Consider the following 26,068-nt stretch of genomic DNA (forward strand, 5'->3'; position numbering starts at 1 on the left):
TGCTCGCCCAGGGCGACCCGATCACCGTCACCGTGCCGCAGCACCTCGCCGTCGACCCCGGCGCGCTCGCACAGGTGATCGGCAGCGCGGCCTGAGCGACCCTCACGGAGGGTCATCGGGGGGCGTGCGGAGACCGCGGCCAGGCCTCGGTCGCGAGAGATTCGACCAGTTCTGGCCGGAACGTACGAGCCTGAGGGTGTCAACGAAGGTGTCAGACCCTGGTATCAGTCACCAAACCGTGTCACATTGACCGCACGTTCCGTATTCAACTTGGCGGAGGGAGAGGGATTCGAACCCCCGAGGGCTTGACGGCCCTTGCGGTTTTCAAGACCGCTCCGATCAACCACTCCGGCATCCCTCCAGCGGGCACATCCTATGGCAAGGTGCGGCCCCGGGGCCGGGGGCGGTGACGGGGCGGCGACGGGTCGTCGGGCGAAGCCTGCGTCGGTATACTCGACGCCGCCGCGGGGAGGTGGCTGAGTGGCCGAAAGCGCCCGCCTGCTAAGCGGGTGAGGGGTGTTAAGCTCCTCCGAGGGTTCGAATCCCTCCCTTCCCGCCAGCCCCCAGCCCCGCCCGGCGCGGCGAGCCCCGGAGAGGGGGCGTCCCCTGGGCCTGCGGCTGCGGGCGATCCGGCCGTGCCGCTCGACATGGGGACGTGGGAAGCTGTATCCGACCGGTCAGCCGAGTGCGGCTCGGGCGGCGTCGCCGCCAGCGAAAGGGAAGGGCGTACGGAGACCACAGGGATGCGCGTCTTGGTCGTCGAGGACGACCGGCGTCTCGCCCGGGCGCTGCTGCGCGGGCTGCGGGAGGCCGGGCTGCGCGCCGACGCCGTGAGCAGCGGTGACGAGGCCCTCGCCGCGGTCGGCTCGGCGGCCTCCTATGACGTGATCGTGCTCGACGTGATGCTGCCCGGCGGCACCGACGGCTTCTCGGCGTGCGCCGAGCTGCGCCGGCGCGGCGTGGCCACGCCGGTGCTGATGCTCACCGGGCGCGACTCCGTCGATGACCGGGTGCGCGGTCTCGAGGCGGGCGCCGACGACTACCTGGTCAAGCCCTTCGCCTTCCGCGAGCTGGTCGCGCGGATCCGGGCGGTCACGCGCCGCCACCAGCCGCCGCCGCCGGCGGTGGTCGAGGTCGGCGAGCTGCGGCTCGACGCCGACGCCTGGACGGTGACCGTCGGCGGCCAGCCGGTGGCGATGACCCCGAAGGAGTTCGCCATCCTCGAGCTGCTGATGCAGAACGCCGGCCGCCTGCTGAGCCGGAGCCAGATCGAGGAGCACGTCTGGGACACCGACCTCCACACCGAGTCGAACCTGCTCGAGGTCTACATCGCCCGGCTGCGGCGCAAACTGGCCGCCGGTGGCGCAACCGACCTCATCACCACCATTCGAGGGGCGGGCTACCGCCTCGAGGCCACCGGCTCATGCGTGCCCTCCTCCGGCGCACCCGCGTCCGCCTGACCGCGACCTACTCGGCGCTCTTCATCGTCCTCGCCACGGTGGTGTCGAGCGCGTTCTACGTCGCCTACGTGCGCTCGCAGTACGCCTCCACCGACAGCGAGCTCAGCGAGCGGGTGCAGGCGCTGATCAACGGTCTCGAGAGCGACGTGACCCCGGTCCGCATCGACAAGAAGGACGCCGTGCCCGACATCGAGCAGGGCGAGGTGAGCGCGATGCTGCTGGGGCCCACCGGCGCCATCCTCGACAGCATCGGCCGGCCGGTCACCCCGCGCCTCGCCGGGGCCGTGTTCCGCCGTCACCCCACCCTCGCGAACCCGATCCTCGAGACCATGCCCGACACCGGGGGAGAGGTGCGGGTGCTCGCCAAGGTGGTCGACCTCGGCAACGGCGGGCGCGCCCTGATGGTGGGCAGCCATCCGATGAGCGAGGTCCAGGTCGCGCTCAACGAGGCCAAGATCCTGCTCGTGGTGGTGGTGGTGTCGATGGTCGTGATCGCCTCCGTACTCGGCTACTGGACCGCCGGGCGGGCCCTCAAGCCGGTGCGGGTGATCGCCGGCGCGGCCCGGGACATCAGCGAGCACGACCTCCACCGGCGCATCGCCCTCGACCTCCCGCCGGACGAGCTCGGCGAGCTCGCCGGCACCTTCAACGCGATGCTCGCCCGCCTCGAGTCCGGCTTCGGAACCCTCCAGCGCTTCACCGCCGACGCCGCCCACGAGCTGCGCGCGCCGCTGGCGATGATCCGGGCCGAGCTGGAGGTGTCGCTCTCCCGGGCGCGGTCGGTGGACGAGTATCAGGCCACCGAGCGGCTGGTGCTCAGCGAGGTGGAGCGGATGAGCCGGCTCGCCGACCAGCTGCTGCTGCTGGCGCGGGCCGACGCCGGCTCGCTGGCGGCGCGCTTCGAGAGTGTCGACGTCACCGATCTGCTCGAGGAGACCGTCGACCGCTGGCGCGTCCTCGCCGGGTCGCGGGGGGTGAGCCTGGCGCTCGAGCCGCCGCCTGCGGGCTCGCTCTGGGCCGACCGCGAGCTGCTCCGCCGGCTCATCGACAACCTCCTCGACAACGCGGTGCGCCACAGCCCGGCCGGTGAGGAGGTGATCCTCACCGCCGCATGCGACGAGGGCCGCTGGCGCCTCGAGGTGGCCGACGCCGGTCCGGGGGTGGACGCGTCGATCCGCGACCGCCTCTTCCAGCGCTTCGCTCGCGCCGATCCCGCCCGCGGCCGCGACACCGGGGGCGCCGGGCTCGGGCTCGCGCTGTGCGCGGTGATCGCCGACCTCCACGGCGGCAGCCTCGCCCTCGCCCCGCCCAACGGGCCGCCATCCGGGGCCCACTTCGTGGTCGAGCTCGCCGCCGACCCGCGCGAGCCCGCGGCCCCGGCCTAGGCTAGCCGTCGCCCGAGGCGGTGAAGATCTCGACTCGCGCGGTGGGCTCGGGTGCGGCTGCGAGCACCACCTGAAGGGAGGTCAGCGGCCGCGGGTGCAGGCGGGTCCAGGCGCTGTCGACGCGGCCGCCGCGCACCACCACCACCCCGGTGTCGAGCCGCCCGGACACCATCACCACCGCGTCGGTCCGCTCGTCGACCAGCGAGCCGATCAGCTCCCCGACATGGAGGAAGCGGGTGAAGCCGATGTGGCGCGCCGGCCCGGTGAACAGGCGGGGGAGCATGCCCGCGGTGATCGAGCGCACCCGCACCACGTCGAGGAGCACGTCGTCCTCCAGCGCTCGGCGGCGCACCAGCTCGCCAGCCCGCGGCCCGGTGACCACGGTCTCGCCGCGGAAGCAGCTGAGGCCGCGCTCACCCCGGGCGAAGAGCAGGATGCCCTCGAAGTCGCGCGCCTGGGCCCGCACGTAGCCGGTCAGGCGGTCGACGCGGAGGCTGGCGATGAGGGCGTCGAAGTCGATGAACGCGCTCTTCAGACGGCGGTGCACCACCACCTCCTCGGGGAGCGGAGCCAGCTCCGGCACCACCGGCCGCGGCGGCACCGGGCGCCCCACCAGCTCGGCGGGAGGCCGGGTGGGGGGAGGAGCCGGCGGGGCCGGCCGGGACGAGGCGGCGAGGTAGGCGCGCAGGGCGGCACCGGTGCTCATGCGACCGGACTCGGGCACCGGTGACTGCCGTCGATCCACGCTCTCGAGTACCCCCCAGCCTGCGCTCCCCGCGTGGGTTGACAGTATATGTCGCATCCGAGGGACGAGCAAACGACGCATTCGAAGCACCTCCTCGAGGACCCACGCACGTTGTTGCCGCTTCTGGCCGGATCATCCGGCGCTGCCGGGCGAAAGCGGCAGCACCCCTTGCCGCACAAGGAGAAATCGACCGTCCACGCGAAGCCGGGGTCGGATATGCTCGCCCTGATGCACCCCTGGACGCCGCCTCGCCGTGCCGCTTCTGGCGCTGCTGGCGCGTTCGTGGCGGCGGCGCTGCTGGGGGCGTGGCTCGGCCACACCCTGGAGTACCTGCGGGTGGTCGACGGCGCCCCCCCGGTGCGCTCCGCGCTCGCCGGCGCCCACGCCTACATGGTGCCGGTGGGGGCGCTCCTCGCCCTCGCCGCCGCCGCCGCCGGGGCCGGCTGCTGGCGGGCGTGGCTGGCCCTCGGCCGCCGCCTCGACAGCGCCCGCGCCGGGCTGGCGCACGCCTGGCGGGGCGGGGGCACCATCCCCGCCGGGTGCGCCGCCGGCACCGCGGCCGTGGTGTCGCCACCGGCCCGGCTGGTGGCCCTCTGGCTGCCCCTCGGCGCCGCACAGCTGGGTGTCTACCTCGCACAGGAGAACATCGAGTCGGTCCTCGCCGGCGGTCGCGCAGCCGGTCTCGGCCCGGTGCTCGGCGTCCACTGGGCGGCCGCGGCGCTCCAGCTCGGGGTCGCCCTGGTGCTGGCGGCGGCGCTGCTGCTCGCCGGCCGGGCCCTCGCCGGCCGGGCCGGCGCGCTCGAGCGCTGTGAGCGGCTGCTCCGCACCCTCTGGGCACGGCGGCGGGACGACGGCGTCCCCCGCGGTGCCCGTCCCTGCCTCGACGCCCCGGTCGAGCGCTTCGGCCGCCGGCTCTGGAGCCGGCCTCCCCCCGCCCTCCCCTGACCCCGGGACCTGCCGGCGGCAGCCGGCGTCTCGGCGCGTCCCCACGGCGCGCCCACCCGAGTCCGAGGAGACCTTCGTGGCATCCCCCCACCCCAGGTGGCAGCGTTCACGCCTGGCCACCCACCGCATCAGCCCGACCGCCGTCACCCCCGGAGCGTCGCTGCTCCGCGACGACCGACGCCTCGGTGCCGTCCGCGCCCGCCTCGACGACCTCCAGGCCCGCGGCCGCCTCGAGTGCGTCGCCGTCGAGCCCCACCTCGTCGCCGACGGCCTCCACCTCGCCGCGCTGAACTTCCGCCGCGCGGTGCGCCACCTCGACGACCCCGACGTGGCCATCGTCTTCCTCTACCAGTCGGTGGTGAACACCGCCGACACCGTGCTCCACTGCCTCGGCTACCACGCCCGGGACTTCGAGGGGCACAAGCTGGCGATCGCGCTGACCGCCGAGCTGGTCGAGGCGCTGACCGGGCGCTCGCGGTCGCGGCTGATGGCGACCACCAGCGAGCGGTTGCGGAAGCGCCGCCACGAGGCGCTCTACACCCGCCCGGGGGTGATGACCGCGGACGACGTCCGGACCGCCCTCGAGGACTGCCGCGGCTTCCTCCCCCGCCTCTGGGCGATGGCCGGCGGTCTGGTGGGGATGCCCGCCGCCGGCGAGGCGGCCGCGGTGGCCTGAGGGGTCAGCGCCCGAAGCGCCGCCTCCGCGCCTGGTAGCTGCGCAGCGCGCGCAGGAAGTCGATCTCGCGGAAGTCCGGCCAGAGGACGTCGGTGAAGTAGTACTCCGAGTAGACGCTCTGCCAGAGCAGGAACCCGCTGAGCCGCAGCTCCCCGCTGGTGCGGAGGATGAGGTCGGGGTCGGGGAGGTCGCCGCCGTAGAGGAAGGGCGTCAGCGCGTCGGGCTGCAGCGACGCCAGCGCCTCCTCGACGGGGAGGCCGCTCACCGCCTCGGCGGCGGCCCAGCGGCGGAGCGCGTCGACGATCTCCTCGCGGCCGCCGTAGCCGAGGGCGAACTGCACGGTGAGCCGGCTGTTCGCCGCCGTCTCCGCCTCGATCCGGGTCAGGGTGTGCTGCAGCTCCAGGGGCAGCAGGTCGCGCCGGCCGATGCCGCGCAGCCGCCAGCCGCGGCGCATCGCGCCCGGGACCACGGCGTCGAGCTCGTCGGCGATCACCCCGCTCATCGCCTCGATCTGGGCCTCGGGCCGCCCCAGGTTGTCGATCGACATCGCCCACAGGGTCACCGCCTGGACGCCGGCGCGCTCCGACCAGACCAGGACGTCGCGCACCCGCCGGGCGCCGGCCGCGTAGCCGTCGCGCATCGAGGCGAGCCGGTGCTCCTCGACGAAGCGGCGGTTGCCGTCGAGGATGACGGCGAGGTGCTGGGGCATCGGCCCGCTGCGCACCCGCGCCCAGAGCCGGATGCGGTAGAGATCGTAGGCGAGTTCGGGGAGCCGGCGGGGCATCCGGGCATTGTGGGCGCCGGGCTCGAGGCGGGGCGGTCGACGCCACCGATCTGGAACCATCCGCGCCATGCCCGACCCCGATCCGGAGCGGCGCCGCCTGCTCGAGGCCGACCGCGTGCCCTGGCGCCGCTGGGGCCCCTACCTGGCCGAGCGCGCCTGGGGCACCGTCCGCGAGGACTACAGCGCCGGCGGCGACGCCTGGAGCTCGCTGCCCCATGACCACGCCCGCTCCCGGGCCTACCGCTGGAGCGAGGACGGGTTGGCCGGCATCTGCGACGACGGCCAGGTGCTCTGCATGGCCCTGGCGCTGTGGAACGGTCGCGACCCCATCCTCAAGGAGCGGATCTTCGGGGTGAGCGGCTCCGAGGGGAACCACGGCGAGGACGCCAAGGAGTACTGGTGGTTCACCGACGCCACCCCCACCGCGTCCTACCTGCGCTGGCGCCACGTGTATCCCCAGGCTGCCTTCCCCTACGACCGGCTGGTCGAGGAGAGCCGCCGCCGGGGACGGCTCGACCCCGAGTTCGAGCTGGTCGACACCGGCGTGCTCGACGGTGACCGCTACTGGGACGTGACCGTCGAGTACGCGAAGGCCGGGCCCGACGACATCTGCGCGCTGATCACCGTGGTCAACGCCGGCCCCGAGCCCGCCGACCTCGACGTCCTGCCCATGCTCTGGTTCCGCAACACCTGGGCCTGGGGGCACGACCCGCGGGTGCCGCGGCTCTCGGCGGTGGAGGGGCGCATCCTGGCCGAGCACCACCACCTCGGCCGCTGGACGCTCGCAGGCGACCCCGGCGCCGGCCTGCTCTTCTGCGACAACGAGAGCAACGCCCGCCGGCTGTGGGGCGAGGATGGGGCGTCGCCGTTTCCCAAGGACGGCATCAACGACCACGTGGTCTCCGGCGCGGCGACGGTCAACCCTGCGCAGACCGGCACCCGGGCGGCGCTCCGGTACCGGCTGTCGGTGGGGCCCGGCGAGACCCGGCGGCTGCGCCTGCGCCTCGCCGCCGGGGACGCCGCCCCCGACCTCGGCGACGGCCACGCCGCCACCGTGGCGGCCTGCCGCCACGAGGCCGACCTGTTCCACGCCGCGCTGGTGCCCGCGGGCGCGTCCGGCGACGAGGCTGCGGTGCTTCGCCAGGCGCTGGCGGGGATGATCTGGTCGTACCAGTTCTACAACTACAGCGTGGAGCGCTGGCTCGACGGCGACCCCGTGTTCCCGCCGCCCCCGGCGGAGCGGGCCCGCCGCAACGGCGGCTGGCGCCACCTCGGCAGCCACGAGGTGATCTCCATGCCCGACACCTGGGAATACCCATGGTTCGCCGCCTGGGACCTCGCTTTCCACTGCGTCACGCTCGCCCACGTCGACGCGGCGCGTGCCAAGGAGCAGCTGATCCTGCTCTGCCGCGAGTGGTACATGCACCCCAACGGCCAGCTGCCCGCGTACGAGTGGAGCTTCGGCGACGTCAATCCGCCGGTCCACGCCTGGGCGGCGCTGCGGGTCTTCGCGATCGACGGCGGCACCGACCACGAGTTCCTCGAGCGCATCTTCCACAAGCTGCTCATCAACTTCACCTGGTGGGTGAACCGCAAGGACACCGAGGGCAGCAACGTGTTCGAGGGCGGCTTCCTCGGGCTCGACAACATCGGCCCCTTCGACCGCTCGATGCTGCCGCCCGGCGCTGGCCATCTCGAGCAGTCGGACGCGACCGCCTGGATGGCGATGTACTGCCTCAACATGCTCGAGGTGGCGCTCACCCTGGCCCGGCACGACCGCACCTACGAGGACGTCGCCACCAAGTTCTTCGAGCACTTCACGCTCATCGCCCTGGCGATGGAGGAGCAGGGCCTCTGGGACGAGGCCGACGGCTTCTACTACGACGTCCTCCACACCGCCGACGGCGGCCGGATGCCGCTGCGCGCCCACTCCATCGTCGGGCTGATCCCGCTCCTCGCCGTCACCGTGCTCGACGCCGGGTTCGGCGCCGCGCTGCCCGACTTCAGCTCGCGGATGGGGTGGTTCCTGCGCAACCGGCCCCGCGCCGCGGCGGTGGTGTCGCACATCGCCGTCCCCGGGATCGGCGAGCGGCATCTGCTCTCCATCGTCAGCCCGGAGCGGCTGCGGCGGATCCTCGCCTGCATGCTCGACGAGACCGAGTTCCTCTCCCCGCACGGGATACGCGCGCTCAGCCTGCGCCACCGCGACCGGCCGCTGGTCACCACCGTCGACGGCGCCAGCTTCACCCTCGACTACGAGCCCGGCGAGTCGACCTCGGGCCTCTTCGGCGGCAACTCCAACTGGCGCGGGCCGGTGTGGATGCCGATCAACCACCTGATCGTCGGCGCCCTGCAGCGCTTCCACGCCTATCTCGGTGACGGCTTCCGGGTCGAGCACCCGCGGGGCTCGGGGCACAGCCTCAGCCTCGTCGAGGTCGCCGACGAGCTCTCCGGCCGGCTGATCGGCCTCTTCACCCGCGGCGGCGACGGCCGCCGGCCCTGCTTCGGCGACACCGCGCGTTTCCAGGAGCACCCCGCCTGGCGCGACGCCCTCCTCTTCCACGAGTACTTTCACGGCGACACCGGCGCCGGGCTGGGGGCGTCGCACCAGACCGGATGGACGGGGCTGGTCGCCGACCTCATCCGCACCCGCGGGGCGCGCTGGTCGCCCCCCGGATCGGGCGGGTGAGCGGGCTCGACGCCCTGGTCGACGACATCGCCGCCGCCCGGGTCGGCGCCACCTTCAACCAGTACGCCGAGACCGGAGGCGACGACCTCGGGCCGGAGGCGCCGCTGATCCGCCGCGAGAACCTGCGCCGCCAGCTCCGCGACCGCCGCGAGGCGCCGGTGGTCGCGGTCGCCGAGGCGGCGGGCTGGCGGGGGGCACGCTACTCCGGGCTGGTGCTGCTCTGCGAGCGGCAGCTGGTCGAGGGCGGCCCCTACCGGCGCAGCTCACGACACCCGCGGGGCTGGAGCGAGCCGTCGGCGACGATCGTCCAGTCGGCGCTGGCGGCGGGAGGCTGGACCGGGTCGGTGCTGCTCTGGAACCTGGTGCCGACCCATCCGGCGGGGGCGGTGCCGCACAGCAACCGCCGTCCCACCCGCGCCGAGCTGGAGGCGGGCGCCGCGTTCCTGCGCCGCCTGCTCGACCGCGTGCGTCCCGCCCATGTCGTCGCCATCGGGCGGCTCGCCGCCGCCGCGCTCGGCGACGACGTGCCCTGCGTGCGCCATCCCGCCAACGGCGGTGCCACCGCCTGCCGCGCCGGTCTCGGCGCGCTGCTCGGAGACTGGCTCGGCCGGCAGCCCTGAGCCGGCGCCGGGCTCAGCGGCCGATCTGTCCCAGGGCGTAGATGCCGAGGAGGATGCCGCCCAGTTGGCGCGTCGACGACCAGAGCCAGAAGGGCGGAGCGGTTAGGCGCTCATCTCCAGCGGCGGGTGGAGGATGGCGTACTCGCCGAGCACCCGGATCCCCCGCTCCAGCGCGGCCACCGGGGCGGTGAAGCAGATGCGCAGCCACCCGCTCATGCCGAAGGCGGTGCCGGGGGCGACCAGCACCCGCCGCTGGGCGAGGGCGCCGGCGACCGCGAGGCCGTCGCCGCCGGGGGCGCGGACCCACACGTAGATGCCGCCCTGGGGCTCCGCCACCTCCAGCCCAGCGTCCCGGGCGAGGCCGACGGCGAGGTCGCGGCGCGCCAGGTGGGGGGCGATGTCGACGTCCAGCGAGGGCAGGTGCATGAGCATCCGCTGCATCGTCGCCGGCGCATTGACGAAGCCGAGGGCGCGCTGGCAGAGCTCCAGCCCGCGCATCACCTCGGGGGTGGCCAGGTCGGGGTGGAGCGCGAGGTAGCCGATCCGCTCGCCGGCGAGCCCCAGGTCCTTCGAGAAGGAGCGTGCCAGCACCGTGGCGGGGTGCACGGCGAAGGGGTGGACGTGCACCGCGGGCGGGTAGACGAGGCGGTGGTAGACCTCGTCGACGATCAGCACCACCCGCCGTCCGTGCCGCCGCCGGTGGCGCTCGAGCAGCGCCGCGAGGCCGCCGAGCTCGGCGGTGGTGGCGACGTGGCCGGAGGGGTTGCCGGGGGTGTTGAGGATCAGCGCGGCGGTGCGGGGGGTGAGCGCGCGCTCGATGGCGCCGAGGTCGAGACCGAAGTCCGCGGTGGAGGCGGCGGTCACCCAGGTGGCGCCGGCGGTGGCGCAGTAGGCGCGGTACTCGCCGAAGAAGGGCAGCACACCGACGACCTCGTCGCCGGGGTCGACGAAGGCGCGCAGCGCCAGGCAGACCGCGGCACCGGCACCCCCGGTGAGGACGATGCACTCGGGGCCGACATCCACCCCGGCGTCGGCGGCGACCCGGGCGCGCACCTCGGGGAAGCCGAGGTTGGGCATGTAGCCGAAGCGCTCGGCGCCGCGCTCGGCGGCGGCGGCGGCGATGGCGGAGCGCACCGCCTCGACGGGCTCGCCCAGCGGCTGGCCGAGGGCGAGGTCGGCGACCGAGTCGGGCCCGTGGAGGGCGCGCAGCCGCTCGCCCTCGCTGAACATGCGGCGCACCCAGCCGCCCGCCTCCAGCTGCGCCGCCGCCCAGCGCGACAGCATCCCGTCATTGTCCATCTCAGCTCTCCTCCGGCCGGTCCGGAGCGTGCCAGGAGAAGGGGTAGGAGCTGTCCAGAACCTGCCGCGCCGTGGTGGTGCGGTGGAGCGGGCGGAAGGTGTCGATCATCACCGCGAGCTCGTCGGTCTCCCGGGGCGCGTCGCGGGTCGCCTCCAGCGCGCCCGGCTGGGGGCCGTGGGGGACGCCGCCGACGTGGAGGGTGATCGAGCCCTCCCGGATGCCGCGGCGGGCGCTGTAGTTGCCGCCCGCGTAGTACATCACCTCGTCCGAATCCAGATTGGAGTGGTGGTAGGGGAGGGCCTCCGCCTCGGGGTCCCAGTCGATCTTGCGGGGGACGAAGTTGCAGATCACCAGGTTGGGGGCCTGGAACACCTGGTGGGTCGGCGGGGGCACGTGGAAGCGGCCGGCGCGGGGCTCGAAGTCGTGCACCGAGAGGGCGCAGGGGTACACGGTGCCGTCCCAGCCGACGACGTCGAACGGATGGTGGTCGAGGCAGTAGCGGGTGACCCGGCCGGCGCGCTTCATCCACACCTCCGCGGGTCCCTCGACGCTCTCCAGGTCGACCGGGCCGCGCACGTCGCGCTCCGAGTAGGGGGCGGACTCGACCAGCTGTCCGTTGCGCGCCCGGTAGCGGTCGGGCGAGTCGACGATCCCGGCGCACTCGACGACCAGCACGCGGGACGCGGCGGGGTCGTCGAGGTCGAGGCGGTGGATGGTGCCGCGGGGGATCACCGCGTAGTCGCCCTGGCGCAGCGGCAGCCGGCCGAACTGGGAGCGCAGCGTCCCCGAGCCCCGGTGGAGGAAGAGCACCTCGTCGGCCGAGGCGTTGACGTACAGGGTCTCCTGGGCGTGGGCGGGAACGGCGACGCCGATGCGGACGTCGTCGTTGACCAGCAGCCAGCGCCGGCCGCTGACCGCGTCGCCGTGCTGGTCCAGCCGCCACGCCTCGATGTGGGAGTGGCCGTGCACCTGCTCGAGCTCGCGGGCGGCGGTGTCGTCGGGTCCGGGGGCGATGTCGTGCACCGCCTCGGGCATGCCGCGGTGGTAGAGCAGCGACGACGGGCCGCTGAACCCCTCGCGCCCGAAGAGCTCCTCGAAGACCGGACGCCCCTCGCGCACCACCCGCATGTGCCGCTTGCGCGGCACCTCGCCGAGACGCATGTACGAGCGCATCAGTGGCGCCTCACAGGTTTCCCCGGGCCGCCTGCTCGCGCTCGATCGCCTCGAACAGCGCCTTGAAGTTGCCCTTGCCGAAGCCGCGGGCGCCGCGGCGCTGGATGACCTCGTAGAAGAGGGTGGGGCGGTCTCCGACCGGACGGGTGAAGATCTGCAGCAGGTATCCGTCCTCCTCGAAGTCGACGAGGATGCCCAGCTCGCGCAGGTGGTCGAGGTCCTCGGACACGCCGTGGTCAGCGAGCCGTGGCGCCAGCGACTCGTAGTATGCGGCCGGGGCCGTCAGGAACTCCACGCCGGCGCCGCGCATCCGCCGCACCGTGTCGACCACGTCGTCGGTGTGGAGGGCGATGTGCTGCACCCCCGGCCCGCGGTAGTAGTCGAGGTACTCCTGGATCTGCGACACCCGCAGCCCGGTGGCCGGCTCGTTGATCGGGAACGTGATCATCGTCGCCGGGTCGCGGGTGACCTTCGATCGCAGCGCGCTGTACCGGGTGGCGATGTCGTTCTCGTCGAACTCCTGGAAGACCTCGAAGTCGAAGACGGTGTGGTACCAGTCCACCCAGGGGTCCATCCGCCCCACCTCGACGTTGCCCACGGCGTGGTCGATGGAACGGAGACCGACCCCACCGCCGGTGCGACGGTCCGCGCGGTATCCGGGAAGGTGGGGACCGGCGTAGCCGTGGCGCTCGACGAAGCGGTGCACGGTGTCGCCGAAGGTGGCCACGGAGGCGCTCCGCACCGTCCCGGAGGTGTCCTCGACGCGGTGCGGCTCCTCGACCGGACGGGCGCCGCGTGCGACCGCCGCCTCGAACGCCGCGGTGGCGTCCTCGACGCGCAGCGCGATGCTCCGCACCCCGTCGCCGTGGAGCCGGACGTGCTCGGCGACGGCGCCCTCGGGGCCGAGGGCCGCGGTCAGCACCAGCCGGATGTGGCCCTGCTGCAGCACGTAGGAGGCGCGGTCGCGCACCCCCGTTTCGGGACCCGCGTAGGCGACCACGTCGAACCCGAAGGCGGTGCGGTAGTAGTGCGCGGCCTGGCGGGCGTTGCCCACCCAGAGCTCGACGTGGTCGGTGCCGAGCAGCACCGGGGCGTCCGTGGCCGCCGTCGGGAGCGCCGTCTCGGTCACGCCGAGTTCCTCCGCTCCTCGAGCCCGTCCCAGAAGACCCGGACGCCGTCGAGCATCTCGCGGGCGCCCTGGAGGAACTTCTCCTCGTCGAAGTCGGGGCGCCGGTAGGCCTCCACGAGCTCGTCCATGGTGTGGGCGGCGTGCTGATCCTCGACCCGGTCGTGCCAGGTGAAGAAGGAGAGCCGCAGCTCGGGGCACTCGCGGTCGCGGAACCGGTCGAGGCCGGTGATGAGCTGCTTCCAGAACCCGGCGGCGGCCCAGTGCTCGACCGCGAAGGACGCGCCCTCGGCGATGTCGGGGTCCTCGCTGCCGTAGATCCGGGCCAGCTCGTCGCAGAAGTGCAGGGTGGTGGGCCAGCCGTGGCGGCGCTTGCCGATGTCGCCGAAGCCGAGCCCGAGCGGCTCCGCCACCTTGGTCAGCCACTCGAAGTGGGCGGCGGTGAAGTGATAGGTGCCGCCGTCGACGGTGCCCTCGGTGGAGACCAGGGCGGGGTCGCCGAGGCGCTCCATCTCGTCCGCGCCGGCGGGGACCACGCTGGGGCGCGGGGCGGTGCGGCCGGAGCGGAAGACGACGCCGAGCTCATTGACCAGGATCTCCTTCGACTCGCGCGCCTGGGCCAGGCTGGGCGCGTTGATCGTCTTGAGGAGCTGGGCGACGATGAAGAGGTTGCTGAAGACCGAGAACTGCTGGACGAGGTCGCGGACCTGGTCGCGGCTGACCGCACCCTCGGAGAACCAGGCGCAGTAGTGGTTGTCGGTGACCACCGGGTGATCCATGACCGTCGCCCGCACCCGCGCGAAGAAGCGGTCCCACCCGGGCCCGTGGCCGCCCGCCGGCTCGTGGACGAGCATCGCCATGTCGCTGCCACCTCCAGAAGATACGAGGGGATCTGGATGATCCGGTCAAAGTATGCCGCCGGTCGCCGATATCTGTCGATGATCGTGGCATTACTGGAGACGAAACAGCACATATTCCCACGCTTACTTACAGTACGTCTGGGCCATGATGCCCCGCGCCGTGGTGGGCTGGACGGTTCTCAGCGTGGCCTCAGCGATCCGGGGCGGGGTGCGGTGGACACTGGCGCCGCACCCCTTCCCGTCCACCCCGCCCGGAGTTCCCGCCCCATGATCCGCCCCCGCTTCACCCTCGCCCGCATCGCCCTCGCCGGCGCCGGGTTGATGACCGCCGCCGGCATCGGCGCCGCGGCCATTCCCCCGATGCTGGCCTCCGCTCCGGCGGCGGCGACGAGCGCCTCGCCGGCGCCGGCGACAACCCCGACGCCCGGCCCGAAGGGCCTGAACGCGAAGCGCCAGCACTCCGGCCTCGCCCTCCGCCACGTGATCGTGAAGGAGGTCGCCAGGCAGGCCGGGCTGACCGTGCAGCAGGTCCGCGACCAGGTCAGGGCGGGGAAAACCCTCGACGCCATCGCCGGCTCCACGGCGCAGGCGGTCCGCGACGCCGCGCTCGACACCATCACCAAGCGCCTCGACGCCGCTCGGGCCAAGGGAACGATCACCGCCGCCCAGGAGGCCACGCGCCTGGCGAGGGCGAAGGTCCGCATCGCCAGGGTGATGGCGGCCACCCCGCACCCCAAAGCCGCCGCCGCGGCATAGCCCTCACCGCTCGCCCCTCCCCCCCTTCCGAGGCCGCCGGCACCGTGCCGGCGGCCTCGTCGCGTCAGCGGCGCCGGGCGAGCAGGAGCGCGACGAGGCCGGCGAGGCAGAGCAGCAGCCCGGCGCCGAAGGTGCCGTCGACCCCGGTGGTCGGGGTCAGGACCGGCGCCGGCGCGCGCATCGCGGTGGGGGGAACGGGGGCGGTCCCGGCGGCGGCGTGGGCGGAGCCGGCGGCCGTGGAGGACGAGCTGCTGCTGGTGGTGGTGGTGGTGGTGCTCCCGCCGGACGGTGCCGGCGTGCTCGCGCCCGCCGGGGCTCGCCCCGCCCCGGCGTCGGCGACCGGCGACGGTTCCGGGGCGGGGGTGGGCTTCGGCGTCGCCGCGGCCTCACCGGCGTGGCCGGCGATGCCGCCCGTGTCACCGGTGTCACCGGTGTCACCGGTGCCGCCCTCGGCGGTCGCCGGGCGGTGGTCGCCGCCCTCGTGCTCGTGGCCGCCGTGGTGGCGGCCGTCCCTGTCCTGGCGGGCGTGCTCGCGAGTGGGCTGGTCGTGGGTCGCGTCGTCGTCGCAGCGGTCGCGCTCCTGCTCCGGCGCCTCCGACCCCGACCGGGTGGTGGTGCAGCGATGCTCGCGGGTCTCCGCCTCGGCGGTGGAGGGCCGCGCCAGCGCCGCCGGCCGCGGCCCCGGGGCGGTGGCCGCGCCGGCGGTCCCGCTGTATCCCATGATCACCGCGCCGGCGGCGACGACGGTCACTGCGGCGGCGCGAAAGCCGATCCGTCGACGAGGAGAACCCATGTCGCACACACAACGGTGTCACTCATGAAAAGGTCACGCTCGACAGTAAGTAGATCGGCCATAGATGGCCAGAACATCCGTACTGTGTTGCTGACAGATCGGGTAAAAACAACGAACCGCGCGCACCTGCCATCTGTCCGGTCGGTCCGGGCGGCCGCACCGGGAGGTGCGACCGCCCGGCGCCCGGGCTACCAGAGCAGGCGGAGCACCAGCCCGAGCAGCCCACCGGAGCTGGTCCTGGGCGCCGCCGGAGCGGGGCCGCCGAGGCTGATGGGGATCCCGAGGATGGTCAGGCTCGGAGCCGGCGCCCCGGGGACAGGTGCGGCCGCGCCCAGGCCCGGCACCGGCAGCGCGGGGAGGGGGAGGGGCAGCGGCACCGGGAGGGGCAGCGGTGCGGGCGCCGCCGAGGGCACCCTGGCCGGTGCCGGCGCGGCGCTGCCGCAGGGCAGGGCGGCGGCGTCGTTCTGGCCGCCGCCGGCGTCCACGGTGAGGTTGAGGGTCGCCAGCTCCAGCGAGGTCACGCCATAGGGATAGGCGAGGCGCGCCCCCGCGGGCGGGTTGCCGGCGTTCGCCAGCGGCACGTCCACCTCGACGAGGCCCGGCTTGCCGGGCACGATCCGGCCGGCGTCGACGTGGGTCGCCGCGGCCTTGCCGCCGCCGACGCTCCCGTCCTCGAAGGTGGCGGCGCCGGTGCGGTCGATCTTCGTGTGGGCGTACCAGGTGGTGCCCGCGTAGGTCCAGTAGAGGGTGTAGTCGGCGGCCTGCGAGATCGACGGCACCTGGCCGGTGAGGTCGGCGACGGTGAGCACCGCGCGCAGGGTGGTGCCGTCGGGGCTGAGGTCGAGCTCGCCGCGGGTCAGGTCCATCTGCGGGATCGGCGCCGCGGTGAGCGGATCGGTGGCGTTCCCCGGCGCGGTCACGAACGCGGGTCCGCAGGGGGTGGCGAGCACCGGGTCGGGCACCGCGGGCGGCCCGGTGGTGACCGCCGGGGCGGTGGTCCCGGTGATGTCCCGCATCAGGTTGCCGAGGTTCGGGGTGCCGAAGCCGCTCACGTAGTCCCAGCCGGCGCCGGCGACGTTGAGGCCGTTGGTGCCCAGGGTGATGTCGTGGAAGTCCTGGGCGTAGTGCGAGCTGGTGCCCTTCGCGTAGAGGAGCGGGTTGGCGAAGCCGAGGCCGTGCGCCTGGTCGGGGGCGGCCGCCTGGATGCGGGTCCACATCCCCAGCCACAGCGGGGCGGAGAGGCTGGTGCCGCCGGAGGTGCCGGGGATCATGTCGGTGACGACGGTGTAGCCGTTGCTGATCACGTCACCGGAGAGGGCGCTGACATCGGGGAGCCCGCGACACATGGTGCCGGGGGTGAAGATCTGCAGCAGGCCGCTGCCGATCAGGCAGGGGTGGTTCACGGCGCTCACCCCCTTCTGGTAGTCGGGCCGGGGAATGAAGAGGGCGGAGCCGCCGCCGCCGAAGGGCCAGGCGTACTCGAGCGCGCGCTCCTTCGGGCTGGTGCCCTGCTTGGCGTAGAGGACGGTGCCGCCGACCGCGACCACGTACCGGCTCGCCGCCGGGTAGTTGGCCAGCGGGACGACCTGGTTCAGGACACCGTTGCCGGCGCCGACGATCGGGAGCACCGCGATCGGGCAGGAGGAGCCGGTGTCGCCGGTGGAGACGAAGAGGGTGCGGCCCTCGAGGGTGCCCTGGAGCAGGGTCTGCTCGGCGACCGGCTCGAGGTTGTTGCCCAGCGCCTGGCCGGCGTTCGGCAGCGGGTTGGCGATCGGGTTCCCGAGCAGGAAGTTGAGCGGGTTGGTCTCGCACTCGCCGAACGAGGCGCTCGCCTGGCGGGGACCGTTGGGGTCGCTGACCCAGGTCGAGAACATCGTCGCGACGTCGGCGTCGCTGAGCGAGGCGCCGAAGTAGAGCTGCTCCTGGCGGACCAGCGGAGCCATGCCCGTGCTCGCCTGGGTGTCGAGGTTCCACTCGCCCTCACCGGAATTGTCGTTCCACGGGCCCGGCCCGGTGTGCTTCACCACCACCGGCACGTGGGGCAGGTGGTTCAGGTCCTCGAAGCGGCGCAGGTTGGCCACCACCGGGTCGGTCGCCCCGGCGCCGAAGATCGCCATGGTCTGGCCCTGGCCCTGGTTCTCGGCGGGCTGCTGGTAGAGCGACCACAGGTCCTGGGGCGTGTAGCTGTCGGTGTAGAGGCCGGCGGGGGCGGGGGTGGCGCCGAGCCGGGTCCGCGCGCTCGCGGCCGACGTGGTGCTGTGCGGCGTGGAGAAGTGCTGGAGGGTGTTGAGCCCGACGATCGAGATCACCCCGAGGCCGCCGGGCACGCTCGGCGCCCGGTCGTTGGCGAGGAAGCTGGTGCCCCCGGCGCTGTAGGAGCGCACCGTGGTGCCGAGCAGCCGGTCCAGCTGGCCGACGGCGCCGACCGCCTCGATGAAGGTGCCGCCGGAGCCGACGTGCTGGACCTCGAGCCCGGCACCGTGGAGCCAGGCCACCGCGGCCGAGACCCGCTCCGGCGATACGCCGAACCTCGAGGCGACCTGCTCGGGGGTGAGGAACCGGTGGTAGAGGGGGCTGGCCGGGTCGTAGAGGGCGGTGAGGAGCGCCTGCTCGCCGGCCGGGTCGGAGGGGGCGAGGCCGACGCCGATGTGGAGCGGCGTCGACGCCGGGGGCAGGGCCTGGGCGACCAGGCTGTCGAGGCCCGGAAGCAGGTTCTGGGCCAGCTGGACCACCGCGGGAAGGGGCGGCCCGTCGAGGACGGCGGCGTGGAGGTTCGCTGCGCCCGCCACCAGGATCCCGGTGGCGACGACGGCGGTGAGCGCTCGACGAAGCGGTCCTCTTGCCATGGGCAGACTCCCCCGAGGTCGTCGAGCCCCGATCTGCGCCGGATGCAGACCTGAACGGCTGGCGTCCCCCTCATCCCTCCGACGCTCCAGCGTCCGCTTTCTTGCGATCGGCTCTGTCGTCTAAGGTCCGGCTCCGTGCCCAGAGCGCAGCAGCCCGCCGGCCTGGACCGGATCGACCGCCGCATCCTCGAGGTGCTTCGCGACGACGGCCGGATCAGCATCGCCGCCCTCGCCGAGCAGGTCGGGGTGTCGCGGGCGAACGCCTACACCCGGCTGCTGCGGCTCCGCGAGGAGGGGGTGATCGAGGGCTTCACGGCCCGGGTGAACAGCCGCCGGATGGGGCTGGGGATCGCCGCGCTCGTGCTCCTGTCCGTGCGCCAGCCGGACTGGCGGGCGCTGCGCACCGAGCTCGTCGAGATGCCCGAGGTGGAGTACTGCGCGCTCACCACCGGCACCCACGACGCCCTCATCCTGGTCCGCGCCACCGACGTCGAGACCCTCCGCGACGTCGTCCTCGAGCGCCTCCAGAGCCTGCCCATGGTCCAGGGCACCCAGACCATCTTCGTGCTCGACGAGGTGGTGCGGAAACCGTTCGTCCTCCCCTGACCCGGGCCTCGGAGCATCGCTCCGATCGAACCGGACGATGCAGGGCCGCCAGTGCGTTAATCGGCGTCGAGATCAGACCGGGCGGCGCCGGCCGGGCGGGAGGCGCTCCTCCGAGGGGGGCTTGAGATGGCCGATCCACTGGTGGCCGGGCTGCTCGGGAAGACCCTGCACCTGCTCGGGCTGCCGGTGCCCCACACCCCCGCGCTCGGCGCCGTGCGCGCGCCGGCCCAGCCCGCGGCCGCGCCCGCGCCGGTGGCGCCGCTGGACGCCCGCCGCCGGGTCGCCCGGCTCTTCGCCCGGGCCGGATTCGGCGCCACCGTCGCCGAGATCGACCAGTGGGCGGCGGCAGGCTACACCGCCACCGTCGATCACCTGCTCGGCTTCGCCAGCTCGGCGGGCCGCGCCGACGACCTCGAGGTGATGGCGCTGCAGGAGGTCGCCCAGAGTGGCGACGCCAACAACCCGACCCCCCAGCCGTATCAGCGCTGGTGGCTGCAGCGGATGGCCACCACCCCCAACCCGCTGGAGGAGAAGCTGACCCTCCACTGGCACGGCCACTTCGCCACCGGATTCGTCAAGGTGCGCCGGCTGGAGCTGATGATCGGCCAGAACCGGCTGCTCCGCAGCCAGGCCGCCGGCGACTTCCGGGCGCTCTGCAAGGCGATCACCGCCGATCCGGCGATGCTGATCTGGCTCGACGGTGACACCAACCGCAAGGGCAGGCCGAACGAGAACTACGGCCGCGAGTTCATGGAGCTGTTCAGCCTCGGCCACGACGCCGGCTACACCCAGGGCGACGTCCGCGAGGCGGCGCGCGCCTTCACCGGCTACACCGTCGACAAGCAGGGCGCCGTCGCCTTCAACCCCGCCCTCCACGACGCCGGGCCCAAGACCCTCCTCGGCCAGACCGGACCATGGGGCGCGGGCGACGTCGTCGACATCGTCCTCGACCGGCATCCCCAGGGACCGGTGGCCGCCAACCACGTGGCCCGGCGCCTCGCCGGCTTCCTCCACCGTCCCGACCCGGAGCCGCAGGTGGTGCAGGCGATGGCCGAGGCCTTCGTCGCATCGAACTACCAGGTCAGGCCGATGGTCCGCGCGCTGCTGCTCCGCCCGGAGTTCTCGGACGGCGCCGCGCGCACTATCAAGTCGCCCGCCGAGCTCGTCGCCGGCACCATCCGCGGGCTCAACCTCGCCCGCGGTGACGGTGCCCTGGGCTACGTCGAGTCGCTGCTCGGCCAGCCCGGCAACAGCACCGCACCCAACGACCTGCTCGCGGAGGAGTGCACCAGGATGGGGCAGGTCCTCTTCGATCCGCCCAACGTCGCCGGCTGGCACGGCGGCACCGCCTGGGCGAACACCGCCACCCTGCTCGCCCGCTACAACTTCGCCGCCCGCGCCGCGCAGCTGGTCACCGACGACCAGCTCGGCGCCCTGCTCGACGGCACCCCGGCCCCGGCGCCGCAGCCGTGGATGCTGCGGCTCGGCCTGCTCGACCTGCTGCCCGCGACCTCCGCGGCGATCAGCGGCTACGTGGCCGCGGCACGCGCCGCCCACGCCGACGACAAGACCGTGGCGCGGGGCGTGCTCACCCTGCTTCTCGCCTCGCCCGACTACAACCTGCGGTGACGACCATGCGGATCACCCGACGCCACCTCCTCCGGCTGGGCGGCACCCTGGGAGCCGCCACCGTGATCGCCCCGATGTGGCTCGACGCCGGCGCGCTGCACGCCGCGGCCGCCGGGGCCACCCCGAGCAGCGGCCGCAAGCTGATCGTCATGCTCCTCGCCGGCGGCAACGACGGGCTCAACACCGTCGTCCCCTACGGCAGCGGCGACTACTACGCCAGGCGTCCGCTCATCAACATCCCGCAGGCGAAGGTGCTGCCCCTGCCCGGCAGCCCCGGGGTCGGCCTCCATCCGAACCTGGTGAAGCTGCAGTCGCTCTACCAGCAGGGGCGGGTCGCGATCGTCCAGGGGGTCGGCTACGACAAGCCCGATCTCTCGCACTTCGGCTCGATGGACATCTGGCAGTCGGGCAACCCCGCGGTGCGGCAGGGGTCGGGCTGGCTGGGCCGGTACCTCGATCGCACCCCCGGGCGGGGCGGCGCGCTGCGCGCCGTGAGCATCGGCAACAGCCTTCCGAAGGCGCTCACCGGCGAGCAGACCAGCGGCGTCGCCATCTCCTCGCTCGGGGGCTTCCACTTCGACGACGGCGCCGACGCGCCCGGCAGCGAGGCGGCGCGCCTCCACCAGGGCTACCTCGACTGCTGCAGCGGCACCAGCGGCGACCCCGCCACCGACGCGCTGCTCAGCGGCGGCCGGACCACCGTCGGCGCGGTGCGCGCCATCGCCGCGCTCGCCCGGGGGGCGACCCCGGGGACGGGGACGCTCGCCGACCAGGTGGCCACGGCGATGACCCTGCTCACCTCCAACCTCGGCGTCGAGATCGCCATGGTGACCCTGGGGAGCTTCGACGACCACGCCGCGGAGAATCCCAACCACGACCGCCTGCTCGGACTCGTCGACGCCGCCATCGGGCGCTTCCACGACCTGGCGCTGGCGACCGGCCACCCCGAGCAGTACCTGCTCATGACCTTCTCGGAGTTCGGGCGCCGGGTGAACGAGGACGGCAGCGGCGGCACCGACCACGGCACCGCGGCCCCGATGCTGCTCGTCGGCGACGGCGTGGCCGGTGGCCTCCACGGCGTCCAGCCCTCGCTCTCCAGCCTCGACAAGGACGGCAACATGGTGCGCGCCGTCGAGCTGCGCGAGGTGTACGCCACCGTGCTCGAGGGCTGGCTGGCGGGACCGCCGGCGGGCTCGTTGCTCGGCTACGGAGCCGGCGACGGCATCACCCCGGTGCGCTTCCTGCGCTCGGCCCCGTCAGTGGCGGGGACGGCCCATCCGGCGCTCGCCTCCTGAGGGCTACGCCGGCACCGCGTCGAGGATGCGGTCGTGGGAGCCGTCGGGGTAGGCGGTCTCGCAGGTCTGGAACTGGGCGACCACGTTGCCGTTCGCCAGCGGCGGCACGCCGTCGTCGCGCAGCCAGTTGTCGCGCACCTCGACGATGCGCAGCCGGTGGGCGGCGCCGGTGCTGTCGTACCAGGTGATGATCGAGCCGACGCCCAGGTCGAGCAGCGGGGTGAAGACGCCGGCGTTGTGGCCGACGAAGTAGGTGCGGCCGCCGACGCAGGTGTCGACCGCCGCGCTGACGTGGGTGAGCTCGGTGGCGCCGCTGCAGTCGGAGTAGGTGGTGACCGTGGTGTCCAGGCTGCCGTCGCCGCTGCGCAGGGTGTTCGCCGGCCCGGAGGGCAGGGTGATGACCACCGGGAGGCTGCCGATGGCCGGGGTGGCGGCCGGGGCGGGCAGCGCGACCGACCGGGCGGCGGAGTTGGGGCTGGCCGCGGCGACCCGCGTGCCGGCGCCGGTGACCCAGAGCGACCCGGCGGTGACGGAGGCGATCAGCGCGGCGCCGAGGAGGAGGTTCGAGCCGGGCCGGAGGCGGCGCGGCCGGGGGGTCTCCAGGGTCTCGCTCGCCGGCGCGGTCGTCTCCGGGGCCATGACAGCATCCCTCCGAGCTGTCGGCCCCTGCCAGTGACTTCATTGGCAGCCCGGCCATCTCCTGTCGAGACCCGAGGCTTTGCGTCCCCTCCTCGCGGAGGGTTTGCCCTTTCCGAAGCCGACACCGGCACCGTAGGCCCGCAACGCGGACGGATCTCGCCGCGCCGCCGCCCTGTCACCAGGGAATCACCCCTGTGTCCGCCCCTGAACAATTCTTGACGGCGGGGGACCCTCCGGCCCGCTCCCGGGGTCCGGTCAGTAGTCCTGCAGGTAGGCGGCGTTGCCCTCGAGGGACAGGGGGTCGAAGCCGAACTGGGTGGCCACGGCGTCGACCCGGGTCACGTTCTCCTTCTCCAGGAGGCGGAGCTGGCCGGGCGTGACCGGGGGGTTCGGGAGCACCTTCTCGAACAGAGCGGCGAGGGGGCGCATCGCGCCGACGGGCACGTGGACGTTGCGCCGGCGCCTGCCGGTCTCGGCCTTGATGATGTCGATGATCTGCTCGTAGGTGAGGTGCTCGGGGCCGCCCACCTCGTGGACCTCGCCCGAGGGCCCGCGCTCGATGCACAGGCTGATGATGCGGGCGAGGTCGGAGACGGCGATCGGCTGGAACAGCGCCCGGCCGTCGCCCACCACCGGCACCACCGGGTTCAGCCGGATCAGCTTGGCGAGCACGGTGAAGAAGCCGTCGCCGGGACCGAAGACCAGGCTGGGCCGGAGCACGGTGAAGGGCACGGCGCCGCCGCGCACCGCCTGCTCGCCCTCCCACTTGGAGGCGAGGTAGGCATAGCGCGGGTCGGGGTCGACGCCGATGGCGCTGATGTGGACGATGTGGCCGACCCCCGCCTCGGTGGCGGCGCGGACCACGTTGGTGGTGCCCTCCGCGTTCACCCGGGCGAAGGTCTGGCTCCGCTTCTCGCGGATGATCGCGACCAGGTGGACGACGGCGTCGCAGCCGCGCAGCGCCTCGACCAGGCCCTCACCGCCGACCACGTCGGCGCGCACCCACTCGGCCCCCGCCGGCCGCGGCCCGCGGCGGGTGCCCCGCGCCAGCAGCCGCAGGTCGTGACCCGCCGCGGCGAGGGCGCGCGAGGTGTGGATGCCGACGAAACCGGTCCCACCGGTGATGGCGATGCGAGCCACGGCCGTCCTCCTGTTGGCGTCGGCAGAGAGTATGGGATGGGGCGTGCCCGTCGGAGCAGCCGCCACCCGGGGCGCTTGCGACCACGAACGGATGTTCGCTATGCTGTCAACCCAGCCTCTCGCCCTCTCCCTTCGCTCCCCTGTCCGAGGCCGGGACCGACGTGGTGAGTGGGTGTGCGGGATGAGAGGAGATGTCGCGTCAGCGCCCTCCGGCAGCACTCGACGAGGTGGTCGGCCGCCTCCAGCGCCGTCACGGTCACGCGGCGGTGCGGTGGGGAGGCGACCCCGTCACCGCCGCGGCGTGGTCGACGGGCATCCCCGTCCTCGACGGGGTGCTTCCCCAGGGCCTCCCCTGCGGCCGGATCTCCGTGCTCACCGGCGAGCGGGGGCGGGCGACGGGACGGCTCACCCTCCTCCAGGCCTTCGCCGCCCGGGCCAGCCGGAGCATGGCGGTGGCCTACGTCGACCTCGCCGGTACCCTCGACCCCGGCTTCCTCGCCGACCTCGGCGCCGACCTCGACGCCTGCTACGTGGTCCGTCCCCCCGGGGGGGCGCTGGGGCCGGGGCTGGCGATGGCCCGGACCCTGGTCGCCGCCGGGGTGCCCTGGCTGGCGGTCGCCCTGGGGAGCGCCGCCGGGCGTGAGCGGGGATGGGAGCACGCCCTCTCCGCGCTGGTGGGCGCGGTCCAGGGGCGGGGGGCGGTGGCCTGCGTCTCCGCGCCCTCGCCACCGGCGGCGCCGCTGGCCCATGCCTCGTCGCTCACCGTCGCCTGTGCGCCGCTGAACTGGCAGCTGGCGCACGGCGACGTCACCGGGCTGCGGGTGCGGCTGACGGTGGTGAAGTCGAAGCTGGGCGGGGTGGGGGAGGAGGCGGCGCTGCTGCTCCGCTATCCCCGCCCCCACGCCGCCGCCGAGGTGGTGGGGCTGCCCGCGGTGGTCGAGGAGCTGCCCGTGCAGCCGGCCGCCGCCGCCGCCGCCGCCGCCACTCCGCTCCCCGCCTCGCCCGCGCTCGCGGGCTGATCCCGGTGCCCCGCATCCTCTGCGCCCACTTCGACCACCTCGGGCTGCTGGCCGCGTGGCAGCGCCACCCCGAGCTGCGCACCGAGGCGGTGATCGTCGGCGGCGCGCCGGTGCTGCGGCTGCCGGTGCTCGCCGCCTCGCCGGCCGCCCGGGCGGCGGGGGTGCGTCCCGGCCAGCCTCTCCGCCAGGCGCAGCAGCTCTGCCCCCAGGCGGTGTTCGTCGACCTCGACGTCGTGGCCGCGGCGCGGCTGCGCGAGGCCGCGCTCGGCGAGCTCTGCGCGGTGGTGCCCTCGGTGGAGATGGGCGACGAGCAGGCCTACGCCGACCTCGGCGGCCACCACGCCCAGCACCCCGGCGAGGCCGCCTGGGCCGCGGCGGCGGCGCGGGCGCTCACCCGGGGGCTGGGGACCGCTCCCGCGGTGGGGGTCGCGGGCTCGCGCTTCACCGCCTGGATGGCGGCGCGGGTGAGCACCCCACGGCACGTCCGCCGGGTCCGCCCCGGCGAGGAGGCGGCCTTCCTGGCGCCGCTGCCGATCGGCCTGCTGCCCGTCGACGCCGCCATCCTGGCCCGGCTCGGCACCCTCGGGCTCGACTGCCTGGGCGCCGTCGCCGCGCTCTCGCCCGCCGACCTCGGCCGCCAGTTCGGTGGCGACGCCGGCCAGGCCATCCACCGCTATGCGCGGGGCGAGGACGAGGCGCCGGTCACCCCCGCCACCGCTCCGCGGACGCTGGTGGAGCGGCTGGTCATCGAGGGCGGTGCCGCCGACCGCGAGCTGCTGAGCCGCTGCGCCGAGCGCACCTGCCGCATCCTCGGCGCCCGGCTGCGCGAGCGCGGCCTGTCGGCGGGGCGGGTCGGCCTCGTCCTCGAGGGCGAGGCGGGGCCGGTGGCGGCGGGCACCCGCGTCCCCCCCGCCCCGGCCGGCTCCGCCACCGAGCTGTGGGCCACGGTGCTCGGGCTGCTCGGCGCCCTCGAGCCCACCGGACCGGTGGCCGGTCTCCGCATCGAGGTGGACGAGCTCTCCACCGCCTCGGGGCGCCAGGTCGAGCTCTGGCGCCGCGGCGACGCCGAGCGCGACGCCGTCGCCAGCGCCGTGGCCCGTCTCCAGGACCGCTTCGGCACCGCCACGGTGGTGCGGCCGCGGCTCACCCTCGACCCCGGCGACGTGCCCGAGCGCCGCTTCACCTGGGAGCCGGCGGCCCCGGTCCCGGTCGTGGTGGCCGGGCGGTCAGGGAGATGACCGAGCTGCTCGACGCGGGGGAGGGGGAGCAGGTGCGCGTCGCCGCCGACGGCAGCCCCACCGCGGTGCGCACCGGCGGGGGGTGGCGGGCGGTCACCGGAACCGTCAACCGCTGGGTCGTGGAGACCGACTGGTGGCGGGTGCCGGTGCGCCGCGAGTACCGCCGCTGCCTGGTGGCCGGGGGCGACTGCCTGGAGCTGTGCCGTGAGCTCGACACCCTCCGCTGGACGGTGGTGCGTCGCTATGACTGAGCCTGACACCGTGCCCCGGGCCGCCGGAGTGCCCCGCCGGGGAGGGGCCGGCGAGGTTCGGCGGCCGGGACACGGCCGGTCGCGTGCTGGCGG

Annotated in this window: 23 protein-coding genes, 2 tRNA genes and 1 riboswitch; of the genes, 14 read left to right on the forward strand and 11 right to left on the reverse strand. The window is 74.3% G+C overall.

Features of this window, described 5'->3' with window-relative positions; genetic code table 11:
- Positions 1–271: 271 nt before the first annotated feature.
- A tRNA-Ser gene (locus tag VGL20_04055) sits at positions 272–361 on the reverse strand.
- 105 nt (positions 362–466) lie between these two features.
- Between VGL20_04055 and VGL20_04060 the strand changes: the two genes are divergently transcribed.
- From VGL20_04060 to VGL20_04070, 3 genes are all read left to right on the forward strand, one after another.
- A tRNA-Ser gene (locus VGL20_04060) sits at positions 467–559 on the forward strand.
- 184 nt (positions 560–743) lie between these two features.
- Positions 744–1,460: a response regulator transcription factor gene (locus VGL20_04065; protein HEY2702844.1), complete on the forward strand. Its 717-nt coding sequence runs from the start codon at positions 744–746 to the stop codon at positions 1,458–1,460.
- The gene (locus VGL20_04070) at positions 1,424–2,845 is read left to right on the forward strand and encodes an ATP-binding protein (GenBank protein HEY2702845.1); all 1,422 of its coding nucleotides are present in this window, start codon (positions 1,424–1,426) and stop codon (positions 2,843–2,845) included. Before VGL20_04065 ends, VGL20_04070 begins: the two co-directional genes overlap by 37 nt.
- A 1-nt stretch (position 2,846) precedes the next feature.
- Here the strand turns inward: VGL20_04070 and VGL20_04075 are convergent, their stop codons facing one another.
- Positions 2,847–3,551 carry a hypothetical protein gene (locus VGL20_04075; GenBank protein HEY2702846.1) on the reverse strand — a complete coding sequence of 235 codons (705 nt, stop codon included), beginning with the start codon at positions 3,549–3,551 and terminating at the stop codon, positions 2,847–2,849.
- A 321-nt stretch (positions 3,552–3,872) separates the two neighbouring features.
- On the opposite strand from VGL20_04075, the gene VGL20_04080 reads away from it, so the two are divergent.
- Together VGL20_04080 and VGL20_04085 are read left to right on the forward strand one after the other, a co-directional pair.
- Positions 3,873–4,535 (forward strand): hypothetical protein, encoded by a 663-nt coding sequence (locus VGL20_04080; GenBank protein ID HEY2702847.1) that lies wholly within the window; start codon positions 3,873–3,875, stop codon positions 4,533–4,535.
- Positions 4,536–4,611: 76 nt separating this feature from the next.
- Positions 4,612–5,211, forward strand: a complete 600-nt coding sequence (locus VGL20_04085) for a hypothetical protein (GenBank protein HEY2702848.1) — start codon at positions 4,612–4,614, stop codon at positions 5,209–5,211.
- 4 nt (positions 5,212–5,215) lie between these two features.
- Here VGL20_04085 and uppS read toward each other — a convergent pair whose 3' ends face one another.
- A complete protein-coding gene (uppS, locus tag VGL20_04090) occupies positions 5,216–5,995 on the reverse strand; it encodes a polyprenyl diphosphate synthase (protein HEY2702849.1) in 780 nt (259 codons plus the stop codon).
- 67 nt (positions 5,996–6,062) lie between these two features.
- On the opposite strand from uppS, the gene VGL20_04095 reads away from it, so the two are divergent.
- Both VGL20_04095 and VGL20_04100 read left to right on the forward strand, forming a co-directional pair.
- Positions 6,063–8,684, forward strand: a complete 2,622-nt coding sequence (locus VGL20_04095) for a glucosidase (protein ID HEY2702850.1) — start codon at positions 6,063–6,065, stop codon at positions 8,682–8,684.
- Positions 8,681–9,304, forward strand: coding sequence for a uracil-DNA glycosylase (locus VGL20_04100; protein HEY2702851.1), 624 nt, complete (start codon positions 8,681–8,683; stop codon positions 9,302–9,304). Before VGL20_04095 ends, VGL20_04100 begins: the two co-directional genes overlap by 4 nt.
- A gap of 102 nt (positions 9,305–9,406) precedes the next feature.
- Here the strand turns inward: VGL20_04100 and VGL20_04105 are convergent, their stop codons facing one another.
- From VGL20_04105 to VGL20_04120, 4 genes are read right to left on the reverse strand one after another with little or no spacing between them, the layout of a single operon-like run.
- Complete coding sequence (locus VGL20_04105; GenBank protein ID HEY2702852.1) at positions 9,407–10,603, reverse strand: aminotransferase class I/II-fold pyridoxal phosphate-dependent enzyme; 1,197 nt, start codon at positions 10,601–10,603, stop codon at positions 9,407–9,409.
- Position 10,604: 1 nt separating this feature from the next.
- Positions 10,605–11,777, reverse strand: coding sequence for a homogentisate 1,2-dioxygenase (locus VGL20_04110; protein HEY2702853.1), 1,173 nt, complete (start codon positions 11,775–11,777; stop codon positions 10,605–10,607).
- Between the two features lie 10 nt (positions 11,778–11,787).
- The gene (gene hppD / locus VGL20_04115; protein HEY2702854.1) at positions 11,788–12,906 is read right to left on the reverse strand and encodes a 4-hydroxyphenylpyruvate dioxygenase; all 1,119 of its coding nucleotides are present in this window, start codon (positions 12,904–12,906) and stop codon (positions 11,788–11,790) included.
- Entirely contained in the window at positions 12,903–13,763 is an 861-nt protein-coding gene (locus tag VGL20_04120; protein ID HEY2702855.1) for a hypothetical protein, read from the reverse strand. The genes hppD and VGL20_04120 overlap by 4 nt, the downstream gene beginning before the upstream one ends.
- A gap of 267 nt (positions 13,764–14,030) precedes the next feature.
- On the opposite strand from VGL20_04120, the gene VGL20_04125 reads away from it, so the two are divergent.
- Entirely contained in the window at positions 14,031–14,519 is a 489-nt protein-coding gene (locus tag VGL20_04125) for a hypothetical protein (GenBank protein HEY2702856.1), read from the forward strand.
- A 64-nt stretch (positions 14,520–14,583) separates the two neighbouring features.
- Here VGL20_04125 and VGL20_04130 read toward each other — a convergent pair whose 3' ends face one another.
- Both VGL20_04130 and VGL20_04135 read right to left on the reverse strand, forming a co-directional pair.
- The gene (locus tag VGL20_04130; protein ID HEY2702857.1) at positions 14,584–15,270 is read right to left on the reverse strand and encodes a hypothetical protein; all 687 of its coding nucleotides are present in this window, start codon (positions 15,268–15,270) and stop codon (positions 14,584–14,586) included.
- Between the two features lie 230 nt (positions 15,271–15,500).
- Positions 15,501–18,158, reverse strand: coding sequence for a S53 family peptidase (locus tag VGL20_04135; GenBank protein ID HEY2702858.1), 2,658 nt, complete (start codon positions 18,156–18,158; stop codon positions 15,501–15,503).
- A gap of 135 nt (positions 18,159–18,293) precedes the next feature.
- On the opposite strand from VGL20_04135, the gene VGL20_04140 reads away from it, so the two are divergent.
- The 3 genes from VGL20_04140 (at position 18,294) to VGL20_04150 (ending at position 21,688) form a co-directional block, all read left to right on the forward strand.
- Positions 18,294–18,764: an Lrp/AsnC family transcriptional regulator gene (locus VGL20_04140; protein ID HEY2702859.1), complete on the forward strand. Its 471-nt coding sequence runs from the start codon at positions 18,294–18,296 to the stop codon at positions 18,762–18,764.
- Between the two features lie 126 nt (positions 18,765–18,890).
- Positions 18,891–20,393, forward strand: coding sequence for a DUF1800 domain-containing protein (locus VGL20_04145; protein HEY2702860.1), 1,503 nt, complete (start codon positions 18,891–18,893; stop codon positions 20,391–20,393).
- Positions 20,394–20,398: 5 nt separating this feature from the next.
- Entirely contained in the window at positions 20,399–21,688 is a 1,290-nt protein-coding gene (locus tag VGL20_04150; protein ID HEY2702861.1) for a DUF1501 domain-containing protein, read from the forward strand.
- A gap of 3 nt (positions 21,689–21,691) precedes the next feature.
- Here the strand turns inward: VGL20_04150 and VGL20_04155 are convergent, their stop codons facing one another.
- Complete coding sequence (locus VGL20_04155) at positions 21,692–22,327, reverse strand: hypothetical protein (GenBank protein HEY2702862.1); 636 nt, start codon at positions 22,325–22,327, stop codon at positions 21,692–21,694.
- Between the two features lie 41 nt (positions 22,328–22,368).
- Positions 22,369–22,445: riboswitch (cyclic di-GMP riboswitch) on the reverse strand.
- 137 nt (positions 22,446–22,582) lie between these two features.
- On the reverse strand, positions 22,583–23,467 hold the full coding sequence (locus VGL20_04160) for a complex I NDUFA9 subunit family protein (GenBank protein ID HEY2702863.1): 885 nt from the start codon (positions 23,465–23,467) through the stop codon (positions 22,583–22,585).
- Positions 23,468–23,658: 191 nt separating this feature from the next.
- Here VGL20_04160 and VGL20_04165 point away from each other — a divergent pair, with 191 nt between their 5' ends.
- From VGL20_04165 to VGL20_04175, 3 genes are read left to right on the forward strand one after another with little or no spacing between them, the layout of a single operon-like run.
- Positions 23,659–24,486: a hypothetical protein gene (locus VGL20_04165; protein HEY2702864.1), complete on the forward strand. Its 828-nt coding sequence runs from the start codon at positions 23,659–23,661 to the stop codon at positions 24,484–24,486.
- A gap of 5 nt (positions 24,487–24,491) precedes the next feature.
- The gene (locus VGL20_04170) at positions 24,492–25,724 is read left to right on the forward strand and encodes a hypothetical protein (protein ID HEY2702865.1); all 1,233 of its coding nucleotides are present in this window, start codon (positions 24,492–24,494) and stop codon (positions 25,722–25,724) included.
- Positions 25,721–25,975 (forward strand): hypothetical protein, encoded by a 255-nt coding sequence (locus VGL20_04175; GenBank protein HEY2702866.1) that lies wholly within the window; start codon positions 25,721–25,723, stop codon positions 25,973–25,975. The genes VGL20_04170 and VGL20_04175 overlap by 4 nt, the downstream gene beginning before the upstream one ends.
- Positions 25,976–26,068: the final 93 nt, after the last annotated feature.

The organism is Candidatus Dormiibacterota bacterium (assembly GCA_036495095.1).
Taxonomy (GTDB): Bacteria; Chloroflexota; Dormibacteria; order Aeolococcales; family Aeolococcaceae; genus CF-96.

Bases quoted from the DNA above. Each gene is read 5' to 3' on its own strand.
- VGL20_04065 (HEY2702844.1), top strand. From the start codon at position 744: ATGCGCGTCTTGGTCGTCGAGGACGACCGGCGTCTCGCCCGGGCGCTG.
- VGL20_04070 (HEY2702845.1), top strand. From the start codon at position 1,424: ATGCGTGCCCTCCTCCGGCGCACCCGCGTCCGCCTGACCGCGACCTAC.
- VGL20_04075 (HEY2702846.1), bottom strand. From the start codon at position 3,551: ATGAGCACCGGTGCCGCCCTGCGCGCCTACCTCGCCGCCTCGTCCCGG.
- uppS (HEY2702849.1), bottom strand. From the start codon at position 5,995: ATGCCCCGCCGGCTCCCCGAACTCGCCTACGATCTCTACCGCATCCGG.
- VGL20_04095 (HEY2702850.1), top strand. From the start codon at position 6,063: ATGCCCGACCCCGATCCGGAGCGGCGCCGCCTGCTCGAGGCCGACCGC.
- VGL20_04105 (HEY2702852.1), bottom strand. From the start codon at position 10,603: ATGGACAATGACGGGATGCTGTCGCGCTGGGCGGCGGCGCAGCTGGAG.
- VGL20_04110 (HEY2702853.1), bottom strand. From the start codon at position 11,777: ATGCGCTCGTACATGCGTCTCGGCGAGGTGCCGCGCAAGCGGCACATG.
- VGL20_04120 (HEY2702855.1), bottom strand. From the start codon at position 13,763: ATGGCGATGCTCGTCCACGAGCCGGCGGGCGGCCACGGGCCCGGGTGG.
- VGL20_04125 (HEY2702856.1), top strand. From the start codon at position 14,031: ATGATCCGCCCCCGCTTCACCCTCGCCCGCATCGCCCTCGCCGGCGCC.
- VGL20_04135 (HEY2702858.1), bottom strand. From the start codon at position 18,158: ATGGCAAGAGGACCGCTTCGTCGAGCGCTCACCGCCGTCGTCGCCACC.
- VGL20_04145 (HEY2702860.1), top strand. From the start codon at position 18,891: ATGGCCGATCCACTGGTGGCCGGGCTGCTCGGGAAGACCCTGCACCTG.
- VGL20_04150 (HEY2702861.1), top strand. From the start codon at position 20,399: ATGCGGATCACCCGACGCCACCTCCTCCGGCTGGGCGGCACCCTGGGA.
- VGL20_04155 (HEY2702862.1), bottom strand. From the start codon at position 22,327: ATGGCCCCGGAGACGACCGCGCCGGCGAGCGAGACCCTGGAGACCCCC.
- VGL20_04165 (HEY2702864.1), top strand. From the start codon at position 23,659: ATGTCGCGTCAGCGCCCTCCGGCAGCACTCGACGAGGTGGTCGGCCGC.
- VGL20_04175 (HEY2702866.1), top strand. From the start codon at position 25,721: ATGACCGAGCTGCTCGACGCGGGGGAGGGGGAGCAGGTGCGCGTCGCC.